The sequence below is a fragment of the Paractinoplanes toevensis genome (assembly GCF_018332695.1).
Classification (GTDB): domain Bacteria; phylum Actinomycetota; class Actinomycetes; order Mycobacteriales; family Micromonosporaceae; genus Actinoplanes; species Actinoplanes toevensis.
Map to the genome: position 1 here is coordinate 1 of NZ_BOQN01000039.1, position 24,947 is coordinate 24,947.

Sequence of the window (24,947 nt, forward strand, 5' to 3'; positions counted from 1 at the left end):
GTCCCAACGCCGGGCGGGCCGGTCCCCACGCAGGGCGGGCCGCAGCCGACACCGGGCGGGCCGGTCCCGGCACCGCGCCGGCCCGAGATGGAGCCGGTCGCGGCCGGCGCTCAGCCGGTCATGCATCCGCGTGTCGCGCAGATCTGGTCGGCCGAGCCGCGACCCACGCCCCGCCCCGGCTACGTGGCCGGGCGGGCCGCCCCCGCGACCCTGCCGATGTCCGAAAAGGAACACCCGGTGGAGGCGCCGACCCGCCGAGTCGGTGTGGTGATCGGCGTGCTCACCCTCCTGCTCGCGGCGATCGGCGCCTACACCCTGCTCAACCGGGAGAAGCCGAAAACCGACGCCGGCCCGCCCGCGCAGCAGACCCACCCGGCCACGCTCTACTACTCCCCCAACCCGACCGTCGCGGCCACCACCACCGCGCCTACCACCCCGCCGGCGCCCAAGACGTCGGCGCCGCCCAAGCTGAGCTTCGACGACGCGCTGAGCCGGCTGCGCACGTCGGTCGAGGACGGCGCCGCAACCGGCGACATCCGCGGCGACGTGGCCACCGATCTGCTCAACCTGATCGGCAACCTGTCGCGGGCCGGCAGCAAGGACGTCGACGCCCGCATCGAGGTGATCCGGCAGAAGATCATCCAACGAACGGGTGAGGGCGCCAGCAGCCTCACCTCAGCGCGCGCCACCATCCTGCGCGCCCGCCTGGCCGACGTGGACCGGGCCGCGGGCGCCTGACGCCGTCCCGCACCTCTCCCACGCCCCGGCCGTCAAAGCCGTGCCGACGCCATCCCGCCGCCGCCACGGCCCAGATCTTGTAGAACCGCTGCTCTGTCCGCGCCTTAACTCAACAAGGTGGAGGTCGCGCCACCGCCAACGCCGGACATAGGCGATATGTCAGGCCGTCAACTCGGTTCGGCTGGCGATGGGGAGGCGCTGCCCGTAAGGCGGCACCGCGCCGCAAGACGGGACCACGCCGCAAGGCGGGACCGCGCCGCAAGGCGGGACCGCGCCGCAAGGCGGGACCGCGCCGCAAAGCGCAACCGCCCGCGAAGCGCACCGCCTGCAAAGCGCAACCGCCCGGAAAGCGCGACTGTCCGCAAGCGCAAGCGCAAGCGCAACCGCAACCGCCCGCGAAGCGCACCGCCCGGAAAGCGCGACCGTCCGCAAAGCGCGACCGTCCGCAAAGCGCAACCGCCCGCAAAGCGCAACCGCCCGCAAAGCGCAACCGCCCGCGAAGCGCACCGCCCGGAAAGCGCAACCGCCCGGAAAGCGCAACCACGCCGCAAGGCGGGACGCCGGCTCGGGGTCCGAGGCCGGCGCCCGGCGTGCGGAAGGCGTCAGGCGGAGCCGCGGATCACCAGGCGGGTCGGCAGCACTATGCCGCCGTCGTCGGTGTCGTAGCCGTCCAGTTTGGCCAGCAGGAGCCGGACCATCTCTCGGCCCATCTCGCCGATCGGCTGGTCGACGCTGGTCAGTGGTGGCTCGGTGTGCAGCGCTACCACCGAGTCGTCGAAGCCGATCAGGGCAACGTCCTGCGGCACCCGCCGGCCGTAGTGCCGCAGCACCCGCAGCGCGCCGGCCGCCATCGTGTCGGAGGCGGCGAAGACCGCGTCGACGTCGGGGTACTGCTCCAGCAGGCGCTGCATCGCGGCCTCGCCGCTCTCCTGGCTGAAGTCGCCGAACGCGACCGGGCCGTCGCCGACGATGTCGCGGTAGCCGTCGAGGCGGGCGAGACCGGCGGCCATGTCGAGCGGGCCGGTGATCGCCGCGATCCGGCGGCGGCCCTGGCTGCGCAGGTAGCCGACGGCCTCGCGGGCGCCGGCCCGGTTGTCGGCGTCGACGAACGTGCCGCTGTCGGTGTGCATCGGGCGGCCGACTCGCACGGTGGCGACGCCGCGGTCCTCCAGCAAGGCCGGCAGCGGGTCGTCGCCGTGCAGCGACAGCAGCAGCGCGCCGTCGACGTGCTGGCGGGTCAAATAACCCTCAAGGCGGCGGCGTTCCTCCGGCGCCTGGGCGATCATCAGCACCATCTGCAGGTTCCGGGCGACCAGGACCGACGAGATGGATTGGACGATGCGGCCGAAGAACGGCTCGGCGAAGAACCGCTCCCCCGACTCGAAGATCACCAGCGCGACCGAGTCGGTGCGCTGGGTGACCAGGGTGCGGGCGGCCCGGTTGGGCACGTAACCGAGTTCCTCGATCGCGTCCTCGACCGCCGCCTTGGCGCGTGGGCTGACCTGGGCCGATCCGTTTACGACGCGGGACACCGTGCCACGGCCGACGCCGGCGCGCAGCGCCACCTCTTCCAGGGTCGGCCGCCCGGAAGCCCTGCTCCGGTCCGTGGTCATCGGTGACACCTCCTCCGCGCGACCGGTGGTCGCGCCCGACACAAAGTACCTGGCATATGCAGCCCAGGACATGATCGAGGCGGGCAAACCCTAGTAGCCATGTAGGTAACTCCCGGTCAAGGCGCCCTCGGTGGGCACGGTGAACCGCCGGAGCGCGGGTGTGCTCACGGCGATCAGTGCGGTGGCGGCGAGCGCGGTGGCGCCACCGATGGCGAGTGCCGCGCCGCCCGAGGTGGCCGAGGCCACCAGGCCGGCGCGGAGGTTTCCGAGCTGGGGTCCGGCCTGGCCGGCGATGGCTTCGAGGGCGGAGACACGGCCGAGGTAGGCGTTCGGCGTGGTGCTCTGCACGACGGTGCCGCGGGCGACCACGGCCCAGGTGTCGGCCGCCCCGGCCACGGCGATGAGCAGGAGTACGACGCCGAGCGTCCCGGCCATCCCGACCGCGCCCGGCCACGCCGGACCCACCGTCACCAGACCCAGGGTTCCCAGCGCGAGCGCCCAGACCGCGCCGCAGGCGAGCATCAGGCGGCCGGGCCGGGGGCGGCGGGTGGCGAGCCCGGACAGCACCGAGGCGGTCACCCCGCCGGCGGCGAGGGCGGTGGTGAACAGGCCGAGGATCTCCGGGCGGCCGCCGAACAGCTCGGCGTTGACGACCGGGAACAGCGCGATCGGCATGGCGAACAGGGTCGCGGCGAGGTCGGCCAGCAGCGCACCGCGTACCTCGGGGGTGCGGGCGGCGTACGCCAGACCGGCCCGGACCGCCCGGAGCCCGGCCCGGCCCTCGGCGGCGGCCACGCCGGACGGGAGGCCGGCGAGGCCGATGAGGGCGGCCCCGAAGGTGAGCGTGTCGAAGGCGAAGCACCAGCCGACCCCGGCGACCGCGGTGAGCGCGCCGGCGGCGGCCGGGCCGAGCAGCATGGCCAGCTGGAACGACAGGTGGTTGAGGGCCAGGCCGGGGGCGAGCCGGTCACCGGCGAGCAGCGCGGGGATGAAGGCGCGCCGGGCCGGGCCGCCGAGCGCGCCGAGCGCGGAGCCGGCCGCGGCCAGCCCGAGGACGGCGGGCACACCGCCGGCGCCGGTGAACACCACCGCGGTCGTCGCCGCGCTGACCAGGATCTGCCCGCCGGTGCAGCGCAGGGCGAGGCGGCGCCGGTCGACGTGGTCGATGAACGCGCTGCCGACCAGGGAGAGCACGATGAGCGGGGCGGCGATGGCCAGGCCGAGCAGGCCGACGACGGCGGCGCTGTGGGTGGTGTCCCAGAGGTAGTAGACGCTCGCGAAGGCGCCGAACTGGCCGCCGAAGCCGGAGGCCGTGCTGCCGATCCACAACCGGCGGAATGTGCGGTTCTCCCGCAGCGGCCGGAGATCGACGAGCGCCTTCACGCGGGCACGCTAGCAAACATTGTGATGGGAGCGCTCCCATGACACCATGACTTCACATTAATTACTGTCAGTGGAGTTGTTACCGATGCGCCGTGTCTGGTTCGGGGTCCTGGCCGCGCTGCTCGCTGTGGCCGTGGTGGTCGTCCTGCGCGCCGACACCGAGAAGGCAGCACCGGCCGCCGTGCTCGACCCCAGCACGCCGGTGGAGCAGCGGGTCGACGAGCTGATGTCCCGGATGACTCTGGCCGACAAGATCGGCCAGATGACCCAGGCCGAGCGGGCCGGAGTGACCCCCGATCAGGTGACCGAGTACCGCCTCGGCTCGGTGCTGTCCGGCGGCGGCTCCGCCCCGGACGACAACACCCCGGCCGGGTGGGCCGACATGTACGACGCCTACCAACGCGGCGCGCTGGCCACGCCCTTGAAGATCCCCATGCTGTACGGGGTGGACGCCGTGCACGGCAACAACAACGTCCCCGGGTCGACGATCTTCCCGCACAACATCGGCCTGGGCGCCACCCGCGACCCCGACCTGGTGCAGCGGATCGGCGCGGCCACCGCCGAGGAGGTGACCGGCGCCGGGCCGGACTGGACGTTCGCGCCGTGCCTGTGCGTGGCCCGCGACGACCGGTGGGGCCGCACCTACGAGTCGTTCGGCGAGGACCCGGCCATCGCCTCGTCGATGACCACCGTCATCACCGGACTGCAGGACGGGCCGGCGCCGGTCCTGGCGACCGCCAAGCACTACCTCGGCGACGGCGGGACCACCGGCGGCGACGACCAGGGCAACACCGAACTGTCCGAGGCCGAGCTGCGCCGCATCCACCTGCCGCCGTTCCAGGCCGCGGTCGACCGGGGCGTCGGCACCGTGATGATCTCGTTCAGCAGCTGGAACGGGGTCAAGGCGCACGGCAACCGGTTCCTGATCACCGATCTGCTCAAGACCGAGCTCGGGTTCACCGGGTTCACCGTCTCGGACTGGGCCGGCATCGACCAGATCGACGGGCAGCCCGGCTTCACCCGGGCCGAGGTGGTCGCCGCGGTCAACGCCGGCCTCGACATGCTGATGGTGCCGGAGAACTGGACGACCTTCCTCGACGACCTGCGGGTCGCGGTCGAGGCGGGCGAGATCCCGATGTCCCGGATCGACGACGCGAACCGCCGCATCCTCACCCAGAAGTTCCGGCTCGGGCTGTTCGAGAAGCCCTATGCCGATCGCGCGTTCACGCGGACGGTCGGCAGCGCCGAGCATCGGGAGCTGGCCCGGCAGGCGGTGCGCGAGTCGCAGGTGCTGCTGAAGAACACCGGCGTGCTGCCGCTGGCCAAGAGCGGCGGGAAGATCTTCGTGGCCGGCAAGAGCGCCGACGACATCGGCAACCAGAGCGGCGGCTGGACGCTGACCTGGCAGGGTGCGAGCGGCGCCATCGTCGACGGCACGACGATCCTGGACGGCATCCGCGACACAGCCGGGACCGGCACCACCGTCACGTACGACCGGTCGGGTGCCGGCATCGACGGGACCTACCGGGCCGCGATCGCGGTGATCGGCGAGACCCCGTACGCCGAGTACGAGGGTGACCGGCCCGGCGGGCTCGGCCTCGACACCGAGGACCGGCAGGTCCTCGCGAAGCTCCGAGCGGCCGGGGTGCCGGTGATCGTGGTGCTGGTCTCCGGGCGGCCGATGGACGTCGCGTCGCTGGTGGACGGCTGGGACGCGTTCGTCGCGGCGTGGCTGCCGGGCAGCGAGGGCGCGGGCGTCGCCGACGTGCTGTTCGGTGACTACGCGCCGACCGGGCGGCTGCCGATGACCTGGCCGGCCTCCTCGGCCCAGGAACCGATCAACACCGGGGACGGAAAGGCCGGGCTCTACGCGTACGGATATGGCCTGTCCTTCGATGATCGCGAAGCGGACGCCGCCCCGCCCAGCTCGCCCGGCACCCCGAGCGCGACCGCCTCGAAGCTGCGCTGGATGGCGGCCACCGACACCGGCGGCAGCGGGCTGGACGGCTACGACGTGCTGCGCGACGGCGCGCTGGTCGGTACCACCGTCGCCACCTCCCTGTCGATCACGAAGCTCTCCCCCGGCGTGCACGAGTTCACCGTCGTGGCGCGCGACAAGGCCGGCAACCGCTCGGCCCCCTCATCCCCGCTGGTGGTCACCGTCCCGGACCCCGGCGGATGCAAGACACGTGACGGCGTCTGTGTCGTGACGTGAACTCCCCGTTCCCCCCACCCTTGGAGTCCCCATGATCCGACGTGTCGCCCTCGCGGCGGCCGCGGCCGGCGCCCTGGTCGCCGGCCTGCTCACCGTGGTCGCCATGCCCGCGGACGCCGCCACCGGCGGAACCGGAACCGGCTACCTGCACACCAGCGGTAACAAGATCATCGACAGTACCGGCGCGACGGTCCGGCTCACCGGCATCAACTGGTTCGGGATGGAGACCGACAACAAGACCTTCCACGGTCTCTGGGCCAACAATCCGTGGCGCAACCAGGTCGACACGATGGCCGGCGCCGGCTACAACACGCTGCGCATCCCGTTCTCCGACGACGCGCTCAAGGCCGGTGCGACCGCCACCGGCATCAACGACTTCGTCAACCCGGATCTGATCGGGCTCTCGCCCCTCCAAATTCTGGACAAGGTCATCGCGTACGCCGGCGGCAAGGGCATGCGGGTCATCCTCGACCGGCACCGGCCGACCGCGGCCGGTCAGACCGCCCTGTGGTACACCGCCGCCGTCCCGGAGAGCACCTGGATCGCGAACTGGAAGTCGCTCGCGCAGCGGTACGCGGGCAACACCACGGTGATCGGCGCCGACCTGCACAACGAGCCGCACGCCGAGGGCACCAACCCGGCCGCGACCGGTTCCTGCTGGGGTTGCGGTGTGCAGGAACGCGACTGGCGGCTCGCCGCCGAACGGGCCGGCAACGCGATCCTGTCGGTGCAGCCGAACTGGCTGATCTTCGTGGAGGGGGTGTCCTGCCCGAGCGGTGGTCTCTCCAACGTGTGGGACAACGACACCAGCAACGACGAGGACTGCGGCTGGTGGGGTGGCAACCTGTCCAAGGCCGGCGAGTTCCCGGTGCGGCTCAGCGTCGCCAACCGGGTCGTCTACTCGCCGCACGAGTACGCGACGTCGGTCTACCACCAGGCCTGGTTCGACGACCCGGCCTACCCGGCGAACATGCCGGCGATCTGGGACCACTACTGGGGTTACCTGTACAAGCAGAACATCGCGCCGATCATGATGGGCGAGTTCGGCACCACGCTGGCCAGCGACATCGACCGGGTGTGGCTGCAGAACCTGATGGCCTACACCGGCACCGGGGTCAACGGGATGTCCTTCACGTACTGGTCGTGGAACCCGAACTCGGGTGACACCGGCGGCATCGCCAACGACGACTGGACCACGATCAACCAGGCCAAGCAGTCCATCCTGCAGCCGTACCTGATCGCGCCGGTCGGCGGCGGCACCACCACCACGACCTCGCCGACCGTGTCGGCGTCGGTCTCCACGTCGCCGAGCACCCCGGCCACCACCGCGGGCTGCACCGTCGTCTACAAGCAGGACAATGCGTGGGAGGGCGGCTTCCAGGGTTCGGTGACCGTCAAGAACACCGGCACCGGCGCGGTCAACCCGTGGTCGGTGACCTGGGCCTGGCCGTCCGGCGTGACCCTGGGCAGCGGCTGGAACGCGACCGTGACCCAGAGCGGGACATCGGTGACCGCGGCGGCCCCCTCGTACGCGGCGTCGCTGGCCGCGGGCGCGTCGGTGACCGTCGGCTTCACCGCCAACGGGACGGCGAGCGCGCCGGCCACGGTGAAGCTCAACGGCGCGGTCTGCGCCTGACCATGACTGAGCGGTGCGGGCCAACCGGGCTGGTCCGCACCGCTCACCCGCTAGTCGTCGTCCCGCGCGTGGTGGGTCGCCGACGCGCTCGGCGACGGGCGCACCGCCGGGCCCGCCTGCGTCTTCTTCCCGCGCGCCTCGACCCGTGAGGCGAGGTAGTCGGTGCCGGACCGGGTGCCGTTGACCGTGATGCCGAAGCCGGCGCCCAGGTCGGCGACCTTGCCGGTCTTGCCGTTGACCCGGATCTTGGCGTTGGCGGTCACCGTGACCGTCAGCGCGGCGCTCTTGCCGCTGGGCTTGATGGTGACCGTGCGGCCGGACACCGCGGTGACCGTGCCGGTGGTCGAGAACCGCGACGGCCTCGACCGGTCCTGGTGAGCGGCGGTGTGCTCGGCGGGCGCGGCGACCGCGACCGTGGCGGCCGCGGGGATCACGACGGCGGTCACGAGGGCCGCCGCGACGGCGATGCGGCGAAAACGCACGGGACAACTCCTTGATCGGGGTAGTTCCGATCGTTCCCCCGCTCGGGTGCTGACCGGTTGCCGGAACGGTTGCCGCCCGGTTGCGGCGCGGCTCGCGCCCCGGACGCGACTGGGCGGTGCGGACCGGCCGGGCCGGTCCGCGCCGCTCACCCCTTCCCGGAGGTCTCAGTCGTCGTCGCCCAGATGCCCCGAGTCGTCCGACGCGGACGGGCTCACGGTCGCGCTCGGCGACGGGCTACCGTCGGACTCGCCGTCGGACTCGATGACGGGCTCGATGACGGGCTCGATGACGGGCTCGCCGTCGGGCTCGGCTTGATCCGCTTCCCGCGCGCCTCGATCCGTGCGGCGAGGTAGTCGGTGCCGGACTTGGTGCCGATCACCGTGATGCCGTAGCCGACGCCCAGGCCGGCGACGGTCGCGGCCTTGCCGTTGATCCGGATGCGGGCGTTGGCGGCCACCGTGACGGTGACCGTGCCCTTCTTGGCCTTGACGGTCACCGTGCTGTCGGCGGCGCTGACCGCGGCGACCGTACCGGTGGCGGTGAATTTGCTCTTCTTGCCGGCCTTGCTGCTGCCGGACGGTGCGGTCTCGGGCCGGTGGGCGGCGGTCAGCCCGCCACCCGGTGACGAGGCGAACGCGACCGTGGCGGCCGACGGCACGGCAACGGCGGTGGCCAGGGCCGCGGCGACGGCGATACGGCGAAACTGCACGGGCAACTCCTTGATCGGGGGTACTCCGATCGTTGCCCTGCTCGGGTGCCCGCCGGTTGCAAACGAGGCGTTGCCGGGTTGCGCTGCCGGCGGGCCCGAGTGTGGAGCTGTCAGAGCAGGCCGCGGGCGTGGAACGCGGCGCGGGTCTTGGCCGCGGCCCGGTGGCCGTAGAGCAGCCGGGCGGTGGTGACGGTCCGCTGGGCCGCCTCCGGCATGGTGATCGTCGGGTTGAAGAAGAACTGCGACTCCAGGATCACCCGGTTGGCGGTGGTGCGGCCGAGCGCCCGGTTGACGTCCCACAGCGCGTGCGACCAGATCTCGCCGTCGGCGTGCACCTCGCCCTCCAGGTCGGTCGGGTAGACCTTCGGGGTGTCGGTGCGGCGCAGGCAGTGCGGGGTGTCGTCGGTGTACGAGGTGGCGTCCCAGTCCATCACGCAGGCCCACGGGGTGACGGCGGTGTTCCGGCTGGTCGCCTGGGACATGGTGACGGCCCAGTAGTCGCCGAAGCCCTCACCGATCGAGCCGGCCTCCTCGGACTCGCCGAAGCCGGGCACCTGGTCGTCCTGGATGGCGTGGCCGTACTCGTGCCAGATCACCTCGTTGTCCTCGGCGTCGTCGACGCCGCCGGTGCCGAAGGTGATGCCGTCCACGCTGCCGTCGTAGTACGAGTTGTCGTCCTCGTAACCGGTGGTGGCGAAGTCCTGCGGCTCGTTGTTGACGTCGCGGAACCCGAGCCGGTGGATGTACTCCTGCGTGCTGGTGATGCTGTAGTAGGCCATCACCTGCTCGAAGCCGTCCTGTTCCCGGTTGAACAGGTAGGTGCGGCTGCGCGATGTCACCTCGCTGTCGCTGATGTTGTTGGCGTAGGCCCCGTCCAGCGTGGTCTTCCGCCGGTCGAGCTTGGTCAGCTTCACTGTGCGGTAAGCACGCCTGAACTGCGGGCCGTCGGCGTCGTCGTTGTCGGTGAGCGACTCGTTCTGCAGTTTGACCACCGGGTTCGGGTCGAAGACGCGACCCTTGCCGTCGTTGTTCTGCGCGGTGTTCTTCTCCTGGAGCACGCCGCCCGAGTCGGCGTCGACCAGGGTGCGGTAGGTGCCCTTCACGGTCGGGGTGAGCGTCATCCAGGCGAGCTTGGCCGGACTGCCCGGCACGATCACCAGTTGGGCGCTGCCGGGCTGATTGCCGAGACGCCCGGCCACCTTCGACTTCGCCGTCTGCGCGGTCAGGTCGGCGGCCGTCTCGTTCAGACCGGTCACCGTCTTGCGGCCGTCCTCGATCGTCTTCGTGCCGGCGGTGTCGGTGTGCGTGGCGTAATAGCCGCCGAAGACCGGGATTCCCCGATAGGTCTGTTGGTACCAGGTGTGCGTACCCAGCAGGGATTGGCGCGTCTGAACCGCGGTCAGACCGTCCGGGGCCGCCGCCGGCGCGGCCTGCGCGGCCGTCCCGCCGGCGGCGATCAAACCCAGTGTGACCAGCGGTGCAAGCACTCGAACTGCTCTGTTCAAGGAGACCCCCCACGTCGTTTTCTCCGAAGGGGGCGATGCTATCAATGCGACGAGCCATGCAAATGCATAAATGATCAACGCATCTGCTCAGAGCGCCGGCGCGGCCTGTTCGAGGATCTTCAGCGTGCGTCCGATATGGGCCCGGACCAAGGCTTCGGTCGCATCGCCGTCGTGCCGGCGCAATGCCTCGATCATCTGCCGGTGCTCGGCGTTGACCGCCACCGCGTCGGCCGGGCTCATCGCCCCGGTGCCGCTGAAGATCCAGTGGCTGATGTTGGTGCGCTGTGCGAACTGGACCAGCACCGGGTTGCCGCAGGCGGCGGTGATCAGGCCGTGGAACTGCCGGTTGAGCCGGTTGAGCTCGCGCAGGGTGGCACCGGGCCGGTCGATCGCGTCGGCCAGCTCGGTCAGCCGGTCGAGGTCGTCGGCGCCGATCAGGTCGGCGGCCGTGACACGGTCAGACAGTACCTGCCGTGATCGCTGCGGAGACGTCCTGACGGGGCAGATGGATGGAGATGGGGGTGCCGTGCCCCGGGTCGCTGTCGATGGTCAGGAGGCCGTCGTGCGCGTCGACGATCGCCTTGACGATGCTCAGGCCGAGCCCGGCCCCCTGCACCTCGCGGCGTTCGGCGTCGGCCGCGCGGCGGAACGGGGCGAGCACCCGCTGCTGGTCGGCCGCGCTGATCCCGATGCCGGTGTCGCGCACCTCGAGGACCGCGTCGTCGCCGTCGGCCCTGGCGGTCACCGTGATCCGGCCGCGCGGGGTGAACTTGACGGCGTTGAGCACCAGGCGTTCCACCGCCTGGCCGAGGCGTTGCAGGTCGGCGCGGACCGGAACCGGCTCGCCGGCGACGGCCGAGATCTCCAGGCCGCGCCCCTCGGCGAGCACCCGGTTGCGGGCGACCGCGTCGCGGACCAGCTCGGCCACGTCGATGACGGAGCGGTCGAGCACGAGCGAGCTCTGCCCGGCCTGCGCGGCCAGCAGCATGTCGTCGACCAGCGCGATCAGCCGGTCGGAGTTGCGCCGGATGCGGTCGAGGAACTGGGGGTTCTCCGACGGTGGCGACTCGGGGTCGCCGAGCACCTCGAGGTAACCGTTGATCGAGGTCAGCGGGGTGCGCAGTTCGTGGGTGACCCGGGAGATGAACTCGTCCTTGATCCGGTCGGCGTCGCGCAGCCGCTCGTTGGCGGCGTCCAGACCGCGGGCGTACTGGCGCAGTTCGAGCTGGGCCATCACGTGCCGGGCGAGAGTGCGCAGGCCGGCGCACTCGGCCGGGTTGAGCAGACGGGGCTCGGAGTCGATCACGCAGAGGGTGCCGAGCGGCTGGCCGCCGGCGGTCACCAGCGGGGCACCGGCGTAGAACCGGACGTACGGCTCGGCGACGACCATCGGGTTGTTGCGGAAGCGCGGGTCGAGCCGGGCGTCGGGCACCTGCATGACCTCGCGGGCGGCGTGGATGGCGTGCGAGCAGAACGAGTGCTCGCGGGCGACCTCGCAGAAGTCCATGCCGACGCTGGCCTTGAGCCACTGCCGTTCGCCGTCGACCAGGCTGATCGCGGCGATGGGGGTGCGGCACAACTGGGCGGCGAGCACGGCGATGTCGTCGAAGTCGGCTTCCGGCGCGGTGTAGAGCACGTCGTAGTCGTGCAGGGCGGCCAGCCGCTGCCGTTCCAGCTGCGGATCCGCGACCAACATGCCCGACATTTTACGAACCTCCGGCGGTGGCCGGGGTGTTCCGGGCCATACCGGTCCACTCGGCCGGTTGACGCAGGTGCTGAGCTTGAAGGTGCGGACGCCGACAACCCGATGGCAACCGTGCGGCACTCCCGTCGGCCCTTTCGCAACCTACCGTCTGAGCTGCATGAACGAATCGAAAGGACGGGTTGCCATGGCCGTAATTGTCGCTGCCGAGGACGACGCCGATGTCGCGGACCTGCTCGCGACCACGCTGAGCCGGGCCGGGCACGTCGTCCACCTGGCCGCCAACGGCCCGCGCGCCCTGCAGATGGTCGCCGAGCGCCACCCGGACCTCGTCATCCTCGATCACGGGATGCCCGGCATGACCGGCCTCGACGTGGCCCGGCGGCTGCGCGCCGACGACGCCACCTCGAGAGTGCCGATGATGATGCTCTCGGCCTTCACGCCGGACGGCGCCCGGGACGTCTTCGACCAGGTGCTGCACAAGCCCATCCCGCTCCGGCAGGTCGCCGACGTGGCCCGGGATCTGCTGGACAGCACCCGGCCGCGGCTGGTCACCGGCCGGCCGCTGACCGACCCGGAACGGCTGGCCGCGGTCAGCCGGCTGCTGGCCGAGCCGGACCCGGTCGACGAGCTGAGCCTGGCGCTGGAGATCGCCAACATCGCCGAGGCGACCCGCGCGCAGGCCGCCGCGATCGGGCTCATCCTCGACAAGGCGCTGCAGACGGTCGCCTCGGTGGGCCTGCCCGATCTGATCGTCGAGGCCGGCGGTGCACCGCTGGAGTGGACGCCGTGCGGCGTGCTGGCCGGCACCGACCGGCCGATGCTCCTCGACGACATGATCACCGACCCGATCTTCCGGGACATCCCGATGGTGGTGTTCTCCGGCGTCCGCTCCTACGCGGCGGTGCCGCTGCACTCGCCCGAGGGCCTGGTCGTGGCGGTCCTGGCGGTGATGGCCCCCGAGCCGGGCCGGTTCAACGCCGCCACCGTGGACCTGCTGCGCGCCGCGGCGCCGCGGGTGATGAAGCTGGTCGACCGCCGCCGCTGATCAGTTGCCGCGCCGGTGCTCGAAGATCAGGTGAGTCTCGGTGCCGGCCACCAGGTGGGTACCGCTGAGCCGCTCGGTGATGATCGTGCGCAGGTCGCCGACGTCGGCGGTGGCCACGTGCAGCAGGAAGTCGTAGGAGCCGGAGACGAAGTAGACGTCGCGGACCGCCGGGATGCCGGCCAGCGACTCGGCGAACTTGCCGATCGCGTCGCGGGCGTCGGACCGGATCCGCACCGCGATCATGGCCTGGATCGGGCGCCCGATCCAGGCCGGATCGACGTCGGCGTGGAAGCCCCGGATGGCACCGAGCTCGCGCAGTCGGCGGATGCGGGTCAGGCAGGTGGACGGCGCGATGCCGACCCGCTCGGCGAGCGCGTTGTTGGGCATCCGGCCGTCGACCTCGAGCAGGGCCAGCAGGTCCAGATCGATGGGATCGAGGGCCCGAAGATCCTTCGGCGTATCCGGCGTCATCGGCTCATGATCTGCACAAGATGCCGCGCTGACAAGCAGGACAGAATCTTATTCGGTCCCATTGCGCCCTTCCTGCACATCATTTCACCCTGGTCACACAACGCGAGCCCCGAAGGGACCGGAAAATGCAGATCGGCGTGCCGACCGAGGTCAAGAACCACGAGTACCGGGTGGCCATCACCCCGGCCGGGGTTGCCGAGTTCGTCCGGCGCGGGCACCAGGTGCTCGTCCAGGCCGGTGCCGGCGAGGGTTCCGCGATCACCGACGACGACTTCGCCACCGCGGGCGCCCGGATCGTGCCGGACGCCGACAGCGTGTGGGCGCAGGCCGACCTGCTGCTGAAGGTCAAGGAGCCGATCGCCGCCGAGTACCACCGGCTGCGCGCCGGGCAGGTCGTCTTCACCTACCTGCACCTGGCCGCCGACGCGGCCGGCACGAAGGCCCTGCTGGACAGCGGGACGACCGCGATCGCGTACGAGACGGTGCAGCTCGCCGACGGTTCGCTGCCGCTGCTCGCCCCGATGTCCGAGGTAGCCGGCCGCCTCGCTCCGCAGGTCGGCGCGTACTCCCTGATGCGTAACTCGGGCGGTCGCGGCGTGCTCCCCGGCGGGGTGCCGGGCGTGAGCCCGGCGAAGATCACCGTCATCGGCGGTGGCGTCTCCGGCGTCAACGCGGCCACCATCGCGCTCGGCATGGGCGCCGACGTGACCGTTCTCGACCTGAGCATCCCCCGGCTGCGGCAGATCGACGCCCAGTTCGGCGGCCGGGTCAAGACGCTGGTGTCCAGCTCCTACGCCATCGAGCAGTCGGTGATCGAGGCCGACATGGTGATCGGTGCGGTGCTGGTGCCCGGTGCGAAGGCCCCGAAGCTGGTGTCGAACGACCTGGTGAAGCGGATGAAGCCGGGCGCGGTGCTGGTCGACATCGCGATCGACCAGGGCGGCTGCTTCGAGGACTCGCACGCCACCACCCACGAGGACCCGGTCTACCGGGTGCACGACGCGGTGTTCTACTGCGTGGCGAACATGCCGGGCGCGGTGCCGAACACCTCCACCTACGCCCTGACCAACGCCACCCTGCCGTACGCGCTGCGGCTGGCCGACCTCGGCTGGCAGGACGCGCTCAAGCAGGACCCGGCCCTTGCTTCGGGCCTCAACATCCACGCCGGCCGGTTGACGAACGCGTCGGTCGGCGAAGCGCTGGGCCTCCCTTCGGTCGAGGTCTCAACCGTCCTCGCCTGACCCAGCACACAGAGAGAGGGGCCGCCCTGCAGCGGCCCCTCTTTCTACAGGTGGCGGGCGATCTGTGACAGGTCGGCCGGGCTCAGCCTGTCCGACGAGGTGTTGGCCTGGTGCCAGAACGGGTAGCGCAGCGGCTCACCACTCACGTCGTCGAGCGCCCTGACCTCGTCGTCGGTCAGCACCAGGTCGGCCGCCGCGAGGTTGTCGCGCAACTGGTCGTTGGTGCGCGCGCCGACGATCACCGAGGTCACGCCCGGTTTCTGCACGATGTAGGCCAGGGCCACCCGGGCCGCCGACACCCCGTGCGACTCACCGATCTTCACGGCCAGCTCGATCGTGTCGTACAGCTTGTCCTCGTCGTGCACCGGCGGCTCGGACCACTCGGACAGGTGCCGGCTGCCGGCCGGGGCCTGCACCCCCCGGCGATATTTCCCGGAGAGCAGGCCACCCGCGATCGGGCTCCACACCAGGATGCCGACGCCCTGGTCGATGCAGGCCGGCACGATCTCGGCCTCGACGTGCCGGCTGTGCAGCGAGTAGTAGACCTGGGTGCTGGCGAACCGTTCGAGGTGCCGCGCGTCGGAGACGCCGAGCGCCTTCATCATCTGCCAGGCCGCGTAGTTCGAACAGCCCACGTAGCGCACCTTGCCGCTGCGCACCAGGTCGTCCAGCGCGGCCAGGGTCTCCTCCAGCGGGGTGTGCCCGTCCCACTCGTGCACCTGGTAGAGGTCGATGTAGTCGGTGCCGAGCCGGCGCAGGCTCGCCTCGGCGCCGCGGATGATGTGGTGCCGGGACAGGCCGGCGTCGTTGGGGCTGTCCCCCATCGGCATCCGCACCTTCGTCGCGATCAGCCAGTCCTCCCGCGAGGAGCCGAGCGCCTGCCCGATGATCTCCTCGGACAACCCGGCCGAGTACACGTCGGCGGTGTCGATCAGATTGACCCCGGCGTCCCGGGCGATCGCGATCTCCTCCTTGGCCGCTTCCACGTCGAGATTGCCGACCGGGGTGGCCCACCCGGTGCCACCGAAACCCATCGTGCCCAGGGTGAACGTCGAAACCCTCAGGCCGGTCCGACCAAGTTGCCGGTACTGCATCGTCATCGCCCTCTCTGCGGTGCCTTCAACCGTTGCCAGCCTTTACCCGACCGGCCCCGGTTGTCCACCGAATGCGGTACCCGCGCAGCAGGCGTATATGTCGAGGCGAAGGAGGCCGGCATGACGCACTCATGGATGGCCGCCGGTATGGCGGCGACGCTCAGCCTTACCCCCGCACCGGGCGCTCCCGGTATCGACGAGCAGTACCTCCCGGCCGACAAGGCCGGTCTGGTCACCTCCCGCACCACCGCCAGCAACGTCTGGGCGACCGTGCAGGCCGAGGGCGGCCTCGGCGAGATCTTCTATCCGACGCTGGGCGGGCCGAGCGCCCGCGCACTGCGGTTCGTGGTCGCCGACCGGCACGGCCACGCCGTCCTGGCCACATCGTCACCACAGGTCACGGTGCGCACCGAACTCACCGACGAACGCAGCCTCAGCTTCCGGCAGACGTTCACCGCGCGGGACCGCTCGTGGCGGCTCACGGCCAACTACGTGACCGATCCGGATCGCGACACCGTCCTGGTCGGGCTCGATCTCGCCGGGCACGGCCGGGACCTCTACGCGATCTACGACCCGGCCCTCGGCAACACCCGCGGCAACGACGCCGGGCACACCCGCGGGGATGCCCTGGTCGCGAGCGACGGCGGCGTTTCGAGCGCGCTCACGGCGTACCCCTCGATCCGGGCCGCATCCAGCGGCTATGCCGGGGTCAGCGACGGCCTGACCGATCTGCTGGCCGACGGCCGGCTCGACCGGCGCTATCGCGACGCGGCACCGGGCAGCCTCGTGCAGACGGCCGCGCTGGCACCGCGTACCACCCTCGCTCTGGCCTTCGGCACCGGCGAGCGCGACGCGATCGCCGCGGCCTCCTCCTCTCTGCGGCGCGGCTTCGGCCGCGTCGCTTCGATTTACCGGTACGGCTGGCAGCGGTACCTGAGCAGCCTGCCGAAACCCCCGCCCGCGGTGTCCGATCGCGACGCCCGGCGCCTGTACCGGGTGTCCACGATGGTGCTCGCGGCCAGCGAGGACAAGACGCATCCCGGGGCGTTCGTGGCGGCGCCGGCGTCGCCGTGGGCGTTCGGCCGGGACGACCCGTCCGGGCCCTACCACCTGGTCTGGTCGCGCGATCTCTATCAGATCGCCACCGGCCTGATCGCCGCCGGGGACCGCGCCGCGGCCGGGCGGGCACTGGACTTCCTGTTCACCGTGCAGCAGAAGCCGGACGGCTCGTTCCCGCAGAACTCGCAGGTCGACGGCGTGCCGGTGTGGAGCGGGCTGCAGCTCGACGAGGTCGCGCTGCCGATCGTGCTGGCCTACCAGCTCGGCCGGAACGATGCGGCGACCTGGTCCCATGTCCGGCGGGCCGCCGATTTCCTGCTCGACTACCCGCAGGCGCCGTGGACGCCGCAGGAGCGCTGGGAGAACCAGTCGGGCTACTCCCCCGGCACGATCGCGGCCGAGATCGCCGGACTGGTCTGCGCCGCGTCGATCGCCCGCGGGAACGGCGACACCGCCGCGTCGGCGCGCTACCTGGCCACCGCGGACGACTGGCACGCCCGGTTGAAGTCGTGGACGGTGACCAGCACCGGCCCGTACTCGGCGCAGCCCTACTTCCTGCGGCTGACCAAGGACGGCCAGCCGAACGCCGGCACCACCTACGCCATCGGGGACAGCGGGCCGGCCGCCGCCGACCAGCGCACGGTGGTCGACCCCAGCTTCCTGGAGCTGGTCCGCCTCGGTGTGCTGCCCGCCGCCGACCCGGACGTCCGCAACACGCTGCGGGTGGTCGACGCCCAGCTCGGGGTGGCCACGCCCAACGGGTTCTTCTGGCACCGGGCGTCGTTCGACGGCTTCGGCGAGAAGGCGGACGGGTCGCCGTGGGACTACGGCCTGCCGGACGGCTCGCTGATCACGCACGGGCGGGCGTGGCCGCTGCTCAACGGTGAGCGGGGTGAATACGCCCTGGCCGCGGGCGCCCGGGCGGACGCACGCAAGCAGCTGGCCACGATGACCCGGGCGGCCGGCCCGACCGCGATGCTCTCCGAGCAGGTCTGGGACCTCTATCCGCCCGCGTTCGCACCGGGCACGCCGACGTTCTCGGCCACCCCACTGACCTGGGCCCACGCGCAGTACGTCCGGCTTGCCCGGAACATCCAGGCCGGGCGGGTGATGGAGCAACCGGAGGTGGTCGCGGCGCGATACCTCGGTTGACAAGGTTGGCTAATACGATTAGCTTTAAGCTAACGAAATTAGCCAACAGGGAGATGTCATGACCGAGTTCCTCAGCACCGGCGGCGGCACCATCGCGTACGAGGTGGCCGGCGACGGCCCCCTCGTCGTGCTCGCGCACGGCATGGGCGACAGCCGCACCTCCTACCGCTTCGTGATCCCGCAACTGGTCGCGGCCGGCTACCGGGTCGCCGCCGCCGACCTGCGCGGCTGCGGCGAGTCCAGCACCGACTGGCCCTCGTTCAGCCGCACCGACATCGCCGCCGACCTGATCGCCCTGATCCGCCACCTCGGCGGCCCGGCCGTGCTGGTCGGCCAGTCGATCTCCGGCGGTGCCGCCACCATCGCCGCCGCCCAGGCCCCCGAGCTGATCAGCGGCATCGTCGAGCTCGCACCGTTCACCCGCGCCCAGTCGATCAAGCTCGGCGACTTCCGGGTCAAGCGGTACCGGGCCGGCGCGACCAGGCTGCTCGGCACCGGCCTCCTGGGCAGCGTGAAGATGTGGCTCAGCTACCTCGACCTCGCCTACCCCGGTCGCCGGCCGGCTGACTGGGCCGAGCAGATCGAGCGGATCCGCAGCCAGATGAGCGAGCCCGCCCGGATGAAGGCGATGCAGAAGATGGGCATGTCCAAGCCCACCGACGCCCGCGACCACCTCGCCGGCGTGCAGTGCCCCGCCCTCATCGTCGAAGGCTCCCTCGACCCCGACTGGGTCGACCCGCGGGCCGAGGGAGAGGCCATCGTGGCGGCGCTGCCCGACGGGATCGGCGAGCTGGCAGTGATCGAGGGGGCCGGACACTACCCGCACACCCAGTACCCCGACGAGACCGTCGCGCTGCTGCTGCCGTTCCTCGCCCGGACGGCCGCCCGTGCCTAGGGCCGGCCTCGACCCGGCGGCCGTGGTCGCCGCCGCCGCCGCCCTCGCCGACGAGACCGGCCCGGCCGGCGTGACGATGGGCCTGGTCGCGGAGCGGCTCGGGGTGCGCACCCCGTCGCTCTACAAACACATCGACAGCCTCGCCGACCTCAACCACGGCATCGCCGCGCTGGCCATGGCCGAGGCGGCCGACGCGATCCGCGACGCGGTCGCCGGCCTCTCCGGCCGGGACGCCCTGGCCGCGATGTGCCGGGCCTTCCGCGACTACGTGCTGAAACACCCCGGCCGCTACGCCGCCACCACCGGCGCGACCGCCACCGGACCGGGCGACCCGCTCGCCCTGGCCGGCGAACGGGTGATCGGGTCGATGGCGGCGGTCCTGCGCGGCTACCGCATCGAACCGGACCAGATGAACCACGCCCTGCGCACGCTGCGCAGCCTGCTGCACGGCTTCGCGACCCTGCAGGCCGCCAACGGCTTCCAGTGGGACGCCGATCAGGAGGTGAGCTTCACCTGGCTGATCGACTTCGCCCACCGCGGCCTCATGTCCATGTCACCGGACTCCCCGTCGTGACCGACGCCGCACCCAGCCGCCGCAGCATCCCCAGCAGGTGCGCGAAATCCGCCCCCGTCCGGGACCGGACCTCGGCCACCAGCCGGCGCGGCGTCGTCGGCAGGAAGTCGGCGAACGGCTTCCTCGACGACAACCGGACCGTGCGACCGTCGCCGGACAGTTCCAGCTCATCGCCCGGCAACGCCTGCTGCTCGAAACGAGTGGCCCGGAACAGCTCGACCGGCGGATCCACGCGAGTGTCGCGCACGAAGAACCCGTCTTCGTCGACACCGATGAAATAGCGGCCCACGTCGAACCCCCGAGAGAACAACACGGTGCCGGACGCCTCGTCGACCAGCACGGCCTCGTCCGGCAGGCGCGCCTCCTTCTCGAAGAGGTCGAGCTCGGCCAGCACCCGGGGCACCTCGCCGGCCGGAATGCAGCCGTCGTGGGTCCTCGTCGGCAGGTAGGCGAGCAGCGCCGGGAAGTTCGCACCGCCCGCCTCCAGCAGCGCCCTCCGCAGGTGCCCGGCGCCCGAACCCAGGTACTCGGAGATCAACTGCATGCGCTCGTGCGCACAGCCGTTCTGCAGCCAGTCCTCCACCGCGAAGTGCGCCTCCTCGGTTTCCGCCGTCCAGGGCTCCAACAGACCGAGCCGGCCGTCGGCGCCGAACCCGATCGGGCCGGCCGGCGGCGGTCCCGCCAGCCCGCCCGCCCAGCAACCGCAATGGACATATGCAGCGAGTCCCATGTGCCGATCCGATCAGACCCGGCCGCGACGCCCGCGCCGGGGTGCCGCCGGGGCCGGAACCGGGCTGGTCAGCCGGTCGGGCCAGGCGAACTCCAGCGCACCGCCGGACCGCTCGAACTCGGCGGCCAGCCCGGCCAGCCGGCGGACCGCCCCGGACAGCTGCGCCGGCGACCACGGGAACGGATCGGAACTGAAGATGCCCCAGCTCCCCCGGGCCAGCTCGGGCGGCACCGCCGGCCGGCCGTGCTCGACCGCGTCGTGCACCACCCCGGCCAGCACCTCGGCCACCCCCAGCGGGCGCTTGTTGGCCGCCAGCAGGCGACGGCTGCGGTCGGCCGCGTCGTGCCGTGGCTTACCGCCGACCACCCGCATGTTGCCGAACACCCCGCCACCCGCGATCGATCCGAACACGCCCTCGGACATGCCGAGCTCGCACTCGGTCGCCGCATGCGCCAGGTCGTGCGGCACCCGCCACTTCCGGTCGAAGCCGGGCAGCTCGAGCACCACCCCGTCGGCCCGGCGGACGGTCGCCAGGGTGGATCCGCCCGCCGCCCGCGCGAACGTGATTAACATGCCTCGATGGTCGCCCGCCCGCCCGCGAGCGGCCAGCGAATTACCGCCGATGTTGCCAGGATGGGGAGATGCCGACCGACACCGCGCACCTCGCCGAACGCATCGACCGTCCCGCCGCCGACGTGTACGCCTACGTCGCCGACCCCGCGCACCTGCCCGACTGGGCGCCCGGCCTCGGCGAAAAGGTGGAGCGGGACGGCGACGAGTGGTTCGTCGTGACACCGGGCGGCCGGGTCAAGGTCGTGTTCGCCCCGCCCAACGAGTTCGGCGTGCTCGACCACGTGGCGACCTTCCCGAACGGCGAGAGCTTTCTCAACCCGCTCCGCGTGGTCCCCTACGGCGACGGTTCGGAGATCGTCTTCAGCGTGCGCCGCGCGCCTGGCACCCCGGACGAGGACTTCGCCCGCGACACCGGCCTGGTCGCCGCCGACCTGGCCCGCCTCAAGGGAATCTTGGAGGCGCGCTGAGCAGGGCCTACGTCGCGTCGCGGGCCTCGGCGATCAGGAAGGCCGCTACCGCATCGAAGGGCTCCAGCGAGCGCTCGGCCCGGGACAGCACGACCGCGCCCTCGGCCGCCGCGACCACGGTGGCGGCGAACGCCTCCGGGTGGGGATGGCCGCCCAGGGCCAGCAACTCGGCGAGCCGGGCGCGCCACGAGCGGAACACGGCCGCGGTGCGGGCCATCATCTCGTCGGAGCGGGTCGCCACGGTGACCGCGAGCACCGCGCAGCCGGCGGTGGTGTCGCTCTCCTCCAGCAGCGACCGCCAGATGCCCAGGTAGGTCTCGGTCACCCGGTCCGGGGTCGCGCCCTCCAGGCCGGCCAATGCCCGGAGGGTGTCCTCCCCGGCCGCGTCCAGGGCGGCCTCGACCAGCTGGTCCTTGCCACCCGGGAAGTGGTGGTAGATCGAGCCGCGCGGCGTGCCGGTCGCCTGCAGCACCTCGGCGAACGACGTCCCCTGTAAACCTTGCCGGGCGAGCAGCCGCACCGCCCCGTGAATCATCCGTTCCCGTACGCCCTCGGCCACGCGTAGCCCCCTCCGCTTCCGCCGAACCGCCCCTCGGTCGCCCGGCGCACACCGGCTAAAGCGTCCTAGGAGGCTAGGTATCCGATTTCTCCACGTCCCAGTCCTTTGTGGAGTAATTCGACAGGGAGGTTACGTCCATGTGGCAAGTCCCGCACGGGCGACCCCGATCGGATGAGCCGCGGACCGCCCGGCCGCGCCGCTCGTTGAACAGGTCGTGCGGGATCTTCTGGAACGTCGCGGCATGGATCTGGCCCTGATCATCGGCCTGACCGTCTTCTACGGCTTGTTCATCGGCGTCGCCCTGAGCCGATGAACCCGGCCCGGCACCGATAGCCCGGCGGCCCGGCACACCGGCCGGCCCAGCGGATCAACTCACAGCCGGCTGCCCACTGCCCGGAACGCTGCTGCTCGCGGCATACGTGGCCACCGGCAGCGGCGGGCCGACCGGCACGTAGTCCTCCAGCAGCGCCGGGGTGAGGCCGGCCCGGTGGATGGCGCGCAGCGCGGCCAGGAAGTCCTGCACGAACGCCGGGCGGAAGTGCATCAGGATGATGTCGCCGCGCTGCACGGCCCTGCCCTCCTGGTAGCGGACCTTGCCCTCGTGGACCGTCTCCTTCCACATGAACGCGGCCGTCATCCCGCATTCCTTGGCCACCCGCAGCGTCGTCGAGTCCTTGTCGCCGAACGGCGGCCGGAACAGCACCGGGCGGCGACCGTACCACTGGGCGAGCCGGTCGGCGCCGTCGCAGATCTGGTGCTTCTGGAAACCGTACGAGCGGCCGGCCAGCTCGGGGTGGGAGACGGTGTGCGCCTCGATCACCGCGCCGTAGGAGCGCAGCCGGTCGAAGAAGGCCGGGTCGTCGTGGATCGCGTCGGTGGTCAGGAACAGCGTCACCGGGATGTGCGCCGCGGCGAACAGCTTGATCGCCTCGGGGTTCTTCAGGTAACCGTCGTCGATGGTCAGGAACGCCACCGGCTGGGTGACCGGCACCCGGGACAGGAACGGCACCTGGTCACCCGGCGGGAGCACGATCGGTTCCGGCGCGGGCGGCGGCAGGAACTGCGGCACGTCGGAGAGCTTCCAGCCCACCGGCGCCGGCAGCGCCGAGGTCGGGACAGCCATCCCGGAGGTCACCCCGATCGGCCCGCCCGGGGTGGCGGTTTCCAAGGTCGGCCCGGTGTAGGACGGGAGCGGGGACGGCGTTGACGACGGCGTCACCGACGGCGACGCGGCGGGGCGCAGCGCCCGGCCCGCGCTCCAGCCGCCGGCGGCCGGCACCAGGATCATCGCGGCGAAAACGGCGCCCACCACGATGCGGCGCCGCGACAGCTGGATCACCCGCGGCACCCTACTCGCCGCGGGCAAACGATCAGCTCGCCAGCCGGAACACCTCCGCGTGCAGCTGCTGGGCGGGCACCTTCAGTTCGCGCAGGCTGCGCAGCACGGCGTCGGTCATTCCGGCCGGCCCGCAGACGAACACGTCACGTTCCACGATGTCCGGGACCAGCTCGGCGAGGGCGGCGGGGCTGAACGGCTGGTTGCTCTCGGTGGTGCGGCCGGTGAGCAGGTGCAGGTGCTGACCCCGTACGGAAGCGATGTTGTGCATTTCGCCGAGCAGGACCGCCTCGGCGCGGTCGCGGACCCGGTAGAGCACCACGACGTCGCCGGTGAGGCGTTCGTCCTCCATCAGCGAGCGGATCGGCGTCACCCCGATGCCGCCGGCGATCAGCAGGGACTTGCCGGTCACCCGGCGGGCCGAGGTGAACGCCCCGTACGGCCCTTCGGCGAACACTTTCGTGCCGATCGGCAGCCCGCGCAACCCGGCGCTGGTGGTGCCGATGCCCTTCGCCGTCAGGCGGAGGGAGCGGCCGTCCGGCGCCGCGGAGAGTGACCACGGATTGACCTGCCACCACCGGTTGTGACCGAGGAACCGCCACAGGAAGAACTGGCCGGCCCGGGCGTCGAGCCTGCCGAGGTCGTGGCCGGTGACGTAGACCGAGACGACGTCGTCGGCCTCGGGCACGACCGCGGCGACCTTCAGCTGGTGGCGGGCGTTGCGGACCAGGGGCGTCAGCACCCGGCCGGTGATCAGCGCGCCCAGCGCGAACGCCCACAGCCCCCACCAGTACACCTGGGTGAGGACGTTGGCCTTGAACGCGCTGCCCTCGTAGACCTGGTGCACGATGCCGAGCGTGACGAGCACATAGACCAGCAGGTGCACGGTGTGCCATGCCTCGTAGGACAGTTTGCGGCGGGCGATACGCACCGACAGGCCGGCCACCACGACCACGAGCACCGCGGCGATCATGCCGAGGAGCACCGGCATCTGCTTGGCGAGGTTGGAGATCTCGGCGAAGAACGAGATCTGGTCGAGCTTCGAGTAACCCAGCAGCACGAACGTGGGATGCAGCAGGACCAGCCAGAAGATGGTGAAACCGGTCCAGCGGTGCCAGGTGGTCAGCTTGTCCATGCCGATCCGGCGGTCGAGGAACGGCAACCGGGCGATCAGCAGCAGTTGCAACGCCATGACGAAGGCCAGGTGCAGGCCCAGGAAGCGGCCGATCGAGGTCAGGGTGTTGTGCGCCGGCGTGGCCGGGGTGGCGAACATCAACTCGACGATCACCAGATTGGCGATCAGGAAGATCCAGAGGGCAAGATGGGCGCGGCGGACGGGCGCGGCGGGGCGGGTTTGTGACGGACTGACGGCGATCATCCGATTCTCCCCAGGTGGCATGGCCGTGCGTGTAACCACAGGTAGCGGACGTAGGGTCAGCGCGCTATCGATCTGCTGACAAGTGGGTTGGCACTGGCCGGGAATACTGGTCACGCGCCCGGGCTGGTCCGGGCCGGTGAGGAGCGGGTTGATGACGGGGGCGGCCGGGCCGGGCGACGGGACGAAGCCGGACACGACCGGAATGTCGGGCGGCGGCGAGGGGCCGCCCGCAGCGAAGGGCTCCGCGCGGGTCACTCCGGCGGGCACGCCGCCGGCTTCCCCACCAGGCCGGGTGTACGGGGGTCAGCCGCCCGCGCCGAATTCCCCCTCCCCCGCGAGGGCGGCCGGCAAGGCGTCCGTGCCGCAGCCGGCCCCGAGCGCACCGC

Annotated in this window: 23 protein-coding genes and 1 pseudogene; 10 read left to right on the plus strand and 14 right to left on the minus strand. The window is 71.6% G+C overall.

Features of this window, described 5'->3' with window-relative positions:
- Positions 1-738, plus strand: a pseudogene (locus Ato02nite_RS14115) (hypothetical protein); the annotation flags it as partial.
- A gap of 602 nt (positions 739-1,340) precedes the next feature.
- On the opposite strand, the gene Ato02nite_RS14120 reads toward Ato02nite_RS14115, so the two are convergent.
- Together Ato02nite_RS14120 and Ato02nite_RS14125 are read right to left on the minus strand one after the other, a co-directional pair.
- Positions 1,341-2,351, minus strand: coding sequence for a LacI family DNA-binding transcriptional regulator (locus Ato02nite_RS14120; RefSeq protein ID WP_213006953.1), 1,011 nt, complete (start codon positions 2,349-2,351; stop codon positions 1,341-1,343).
- Between the two features lie 90 nt (positions 2,352-2,441).
- Complete coding sequence (locus Ato02nite_RS14125; protein ID WP_213006954.1) at positions 2,442-3,734, minus strand: MFS transporter; 1,293 nt, start codon at positions 3,732-3,734, stop codon at positions 2,442-2,444.
- 85 nt (positions 3,735-3,819) lie between these two features.
- On the opposite strand from Ato02nite_RS14125, the gene Ato02nite_RS14130 reads away from it, so the two are divergent.
- Positions 3,820-5,949, plus strand: a complete 2,130-nt coding sequence (locus tag Ato02nite_RS14130; protein WP_213006955.1) for a glycoside hydrolase family 3 N-terminal domain-containing protein — start codon at positions 3,820-3,822, stop codon at positions 5,947-5,949.
- Between the two features lie 31 nt (positions 5,950-5,980).
- Positions 5,981-7,585 (plus strand): cellulase family glycosylhydrolase, encoded by a 1,605-nt coding sequence (locus tag Ato02nite_RS14135; protein WP_213006956.1) that lies wholly within the window; start codon positions 5,981-5,983, stop codon positions 7,583-7,585.
- A 50-nt stretch (positions 7,586-7,635) separates the two neighbouring features.
- Here Ato02nite_RS14135 and Ato02nite_RS14140 read toward each other — a convergent pair whose 3' ends face one another.
- From Ato02nite_RS14140 to Ato02nite_RS14155, 4 genes are all read right to left on the minus strand, one after another.
- On the minus strand, positions 7,636-8,067 hold the full coding sequence (locus tag Ato02nite_RS14140) for a hypothetical protein (RefSeq protein ID WP_213006957.1): 432 nt from the start codon (positions 8,065-8,067) through the stop codon (positions 7,636-7,638).
- 212 nt (positions 8,068-8,279) lie between these two features.
- Entirely contained in the window at positions 8,280-8,777 is a 498-nt protein-coding gene (locus Ato02nite_RS14145; RefSeq protein WP_213006958.1) for a hypothetical protein, read from the minus strand.
- Between the two features lie 110 nt (positions 8,778-8,887).
- Entirely contained in the window at positions 8,888-10,264 is a 1,377-nt protein-coding gene (locus tag Ato02nite_RS14150) for a M36 family metallopeptidase (RefSeq protein ID WP_213006959.1), read from the minus strand.
- A 105-nt stretch (positions 10,265-10,369) separates the two neighbouring features.
- On the minus strand, positions 10,370-10,684 hold the full coding sequence (locus Ato02nite_RS14155) for an FCD domain-containing protein (RefSeq protein WP_307853724.1): 315 nt from the start codon (positions 10,682-10,684) through the stop codon (positions 10,370-10,372).
- Between Ato02nite_RS14155 and Ato02nite_RS51585 the strand changes: the two genes are divergently transcribed.
- Entirely contained in the window at positions 10,616-10,759 is a 144-nt protein-coding gene (locus Ato02nite_RS51585; protein ID WP_246606881.1) for a hypothetical protein, read from the plus strand. The genes Ato02nite_RS14155 and Ato02nite_RS51585 overlap by 69 nt on opposite strands.
- Here Ato02nite_RS51585 and Ato02nite_RS14160 read toward each other — a convergent pair.
- Positions 10,740-11,978: a GAF domain-containing sensor histidine kinase gene (locus tag Ato02nite_RS14160; protein ID WP_213006960.1), complete on the minus strand. Its 1,239-nt coding sequence runs from the start codon at positions 11,976-11,978 to the stop codon at positions 10,740-10,742. The genes Ato02nite_RS51585 and Ato02nite_RS14160 overlap by 20 nt on opposite strands.
- Positions 11,979-12,171: 193 nt before the next feature.
- On the opposite strand from Ato02nite_RS14160, the gene Ato02nite_RS14165 reads away from it, so the two are divergent.
- Positions 12,172-13,032 carry a response regulator gene (locus Ato02nite_RS14165; RefSeq protein WP_213006961.1) on the plus strand — a complete coding sequence of 287 codons (861 nt, stop codon included), beginning with the start codon at positions 12,172-12,174 and terminating at the stop codon, positions 13,030-13,032.
- On the opposite strand, the gene Ato02nite_RS14170 is transcribed toward Ato02nite_RS14165, so the two are convergent.
- Entirely contained in the window at positions 13,033-13,503 is a 471-nt protein-coding gene (locus Ato02nite_RS14170; protein WP_213006962.1) for an Lrp/AsnC family transcriptional regulator, read from the minus strand. It abuts the gene before it with no gap.
- Positions 13,504-13,628: 125 nt separating this feature from the next.
- Between Ato02nite_RS14170 and ald the strand changes: the two genes are divergently transcribed.
- Positions 13,629-14,744 (plus strand): alanine dehydrogenase, encoded by a 1,116-nt coding sequence (gene ald / locus Ato02nite_RS14175; protein ID WP_213006963.1) that lies wholly within the window; start codon positions 13,629-13,631, stop codon positions 14,742-14,744.
- A 44-nt stretch (positions 14,745-14,788) separates the two neighbouring features.
- On the opposite strand, the gene Ato02nite_RS14180 is transcribed toward ald, so the two are convergent.
- Positions 14,789-15,844, minus strand: a complete 1,056-nt coding sequence (locus Ato02nite_RS14180; RefSeq protein WP_246606882.1) for an aldo/keto reductase — start codon at positions 15,842-15,844, stop codon at positions 14,789-14,791.
- A 114-nt stretch (positions 15,845-15,958) separates the two neighbouring features.
- On the opposite strand from Ato02nite_RS14180, the gene Ato02nite_RS14185 reads away from it, so the two are divergent.
- Genes Ato02nite_RS14185 through Ato02nite_RS14195 form a run of 3 tightly spaced genes read left to right on the plus strand, consistent with a single transcriptional unit; the run spans position 15,959 to position 19,518 of the window.
- Positions 15,959-18,049, plus strand: coding sequence for a glycoside hydrolase family 15 protein (locus Ato02nite_RS14185; RefSeq protein WP_213006964.1), 2,091 nt, complete (start codon positions 15,959-15,961; stop codon positions 18,047-18,049).
- Between the two features lie 58 nt (positions 18,050-18,107).
- Complete coding sequence (locus tag Ato02nite_RS14190; protein WP_213006965.1) at positions 18,108-18,944, plus strand: alpha/beta fold hydrolase; 837 nt, start codon at positions 18,108-18,110, stop codon at positions 18,942-18,944.
- A complete protein-coding gene (locus tag Ato02nite_RS14195; RefSeq protein WP_246606884.1) occupies positions 18,937-19,518 on the plus strand; it encodes a TetR-like C-terminal domain-containing protein in 582 nt (193 codons plus the stop codon). Before Ato02nite_RS14190 ends, Ato02nite_RS14195 begins: the two co-directional genes overlap by 8 nt.
- Here the strand turns inward: Ato02nite_RS14195 and Ato02nite_RS14200 are convergent.
- Together Ato02nite_RS14200 and Ato02nite_RS14205 are read right to left on the minus strand one after the other, a co-directional pair.
- Positions 19,487-20,248, minus strand: coding sequence for a hypothetical protein (locus tag Ato02nite_RS14200; protein ID WP_213006966.1), 762 nt, complete (start codon positions 20,246-20,248; stop codon positions 19,487-19,489). The two genes, Ato02nite_RS14195 and Ato02nite_RS14200, sit on opposite strands and share 32 nt — an antisense overlap.
- Positions 20,249-20,260: 12 nt before the next feature.
- Positions 20,261-20,821, minus strand: coding sequence for a hypothetical protein (locus Ato02nite_RS14205; RefSeq protein ID WP_213006967.1), 561 nt, complete (start codon positions 20,819-20,821; stop codon positions 20,261-20,263).
- A gap of 68 nt (positions 20,822-20,889) precedes the next feature.
- Here Ato02nite_RS14205 and Ato02nite_RS14210 point away from each other — a divergent pair, with 68 nt between their 5' ends.
- A complete protein-coding gene (locus Ato02nite_RS14210) occupies positions 20,890-21,288 on the plus strand; it encodes an SRPBCC family protein (protein ID WP_213006968.1) in 399 nt (132 codons plus the stop codon).
- A gap of 7 nt (positions 21,289-21,295) precedes the next feature.
- On the opposite strand, the gene Ato02nite_RS14215 is transcribed toward Ato02nite_RS14210, so the two are convergent.
- The 3 genes from Ato02nite_RS14215 to Ato02nite_RS14225 all read right to left on the minus strand — a co-directional run bounded on the left by Ato02nite_RS14215 (position 21,296) and on the right by Ato02nite_RS14225 (position 24,561).
- Entirely contained in the window at positions 21,296-21,847 is a 552-nt protein-coding gene (locus Ato02nite_RS14215) for a TetR/AcrR family transcriptional regulator (protein ID WP_213006969.1), read from the minus strand.
- Positions 21,848-22,214: 367 nt separating this feature from the next.
- Complete coding sequence (locus tag Ato02nite_RS14220; RefSeq protein ID WP_213006970.1) at positions 22,215-23,186, minus strand: polysaccharide deacetylase family protein; 972 nt, start codon at positions 23,184-23,186, stop codon at positions 22,215-22,217.
- A gap of 31 nt (positions 23,187-23,217) precedes the next feature.
- The gene (locus Ato02nite_RS14225; protein WP_213006971.1) at positions 23,218-24,561 is read right to left on the minus strand and encodes a ferredoxin reductase family protein; all 1,344 of its coding nucleotides are present in this window, start codon (positions 24,559-24,561) and stop codon (positions 23,218-23,220) included.
- Positions 24,562-24,947: the final 386 nt, after the last annotated feature.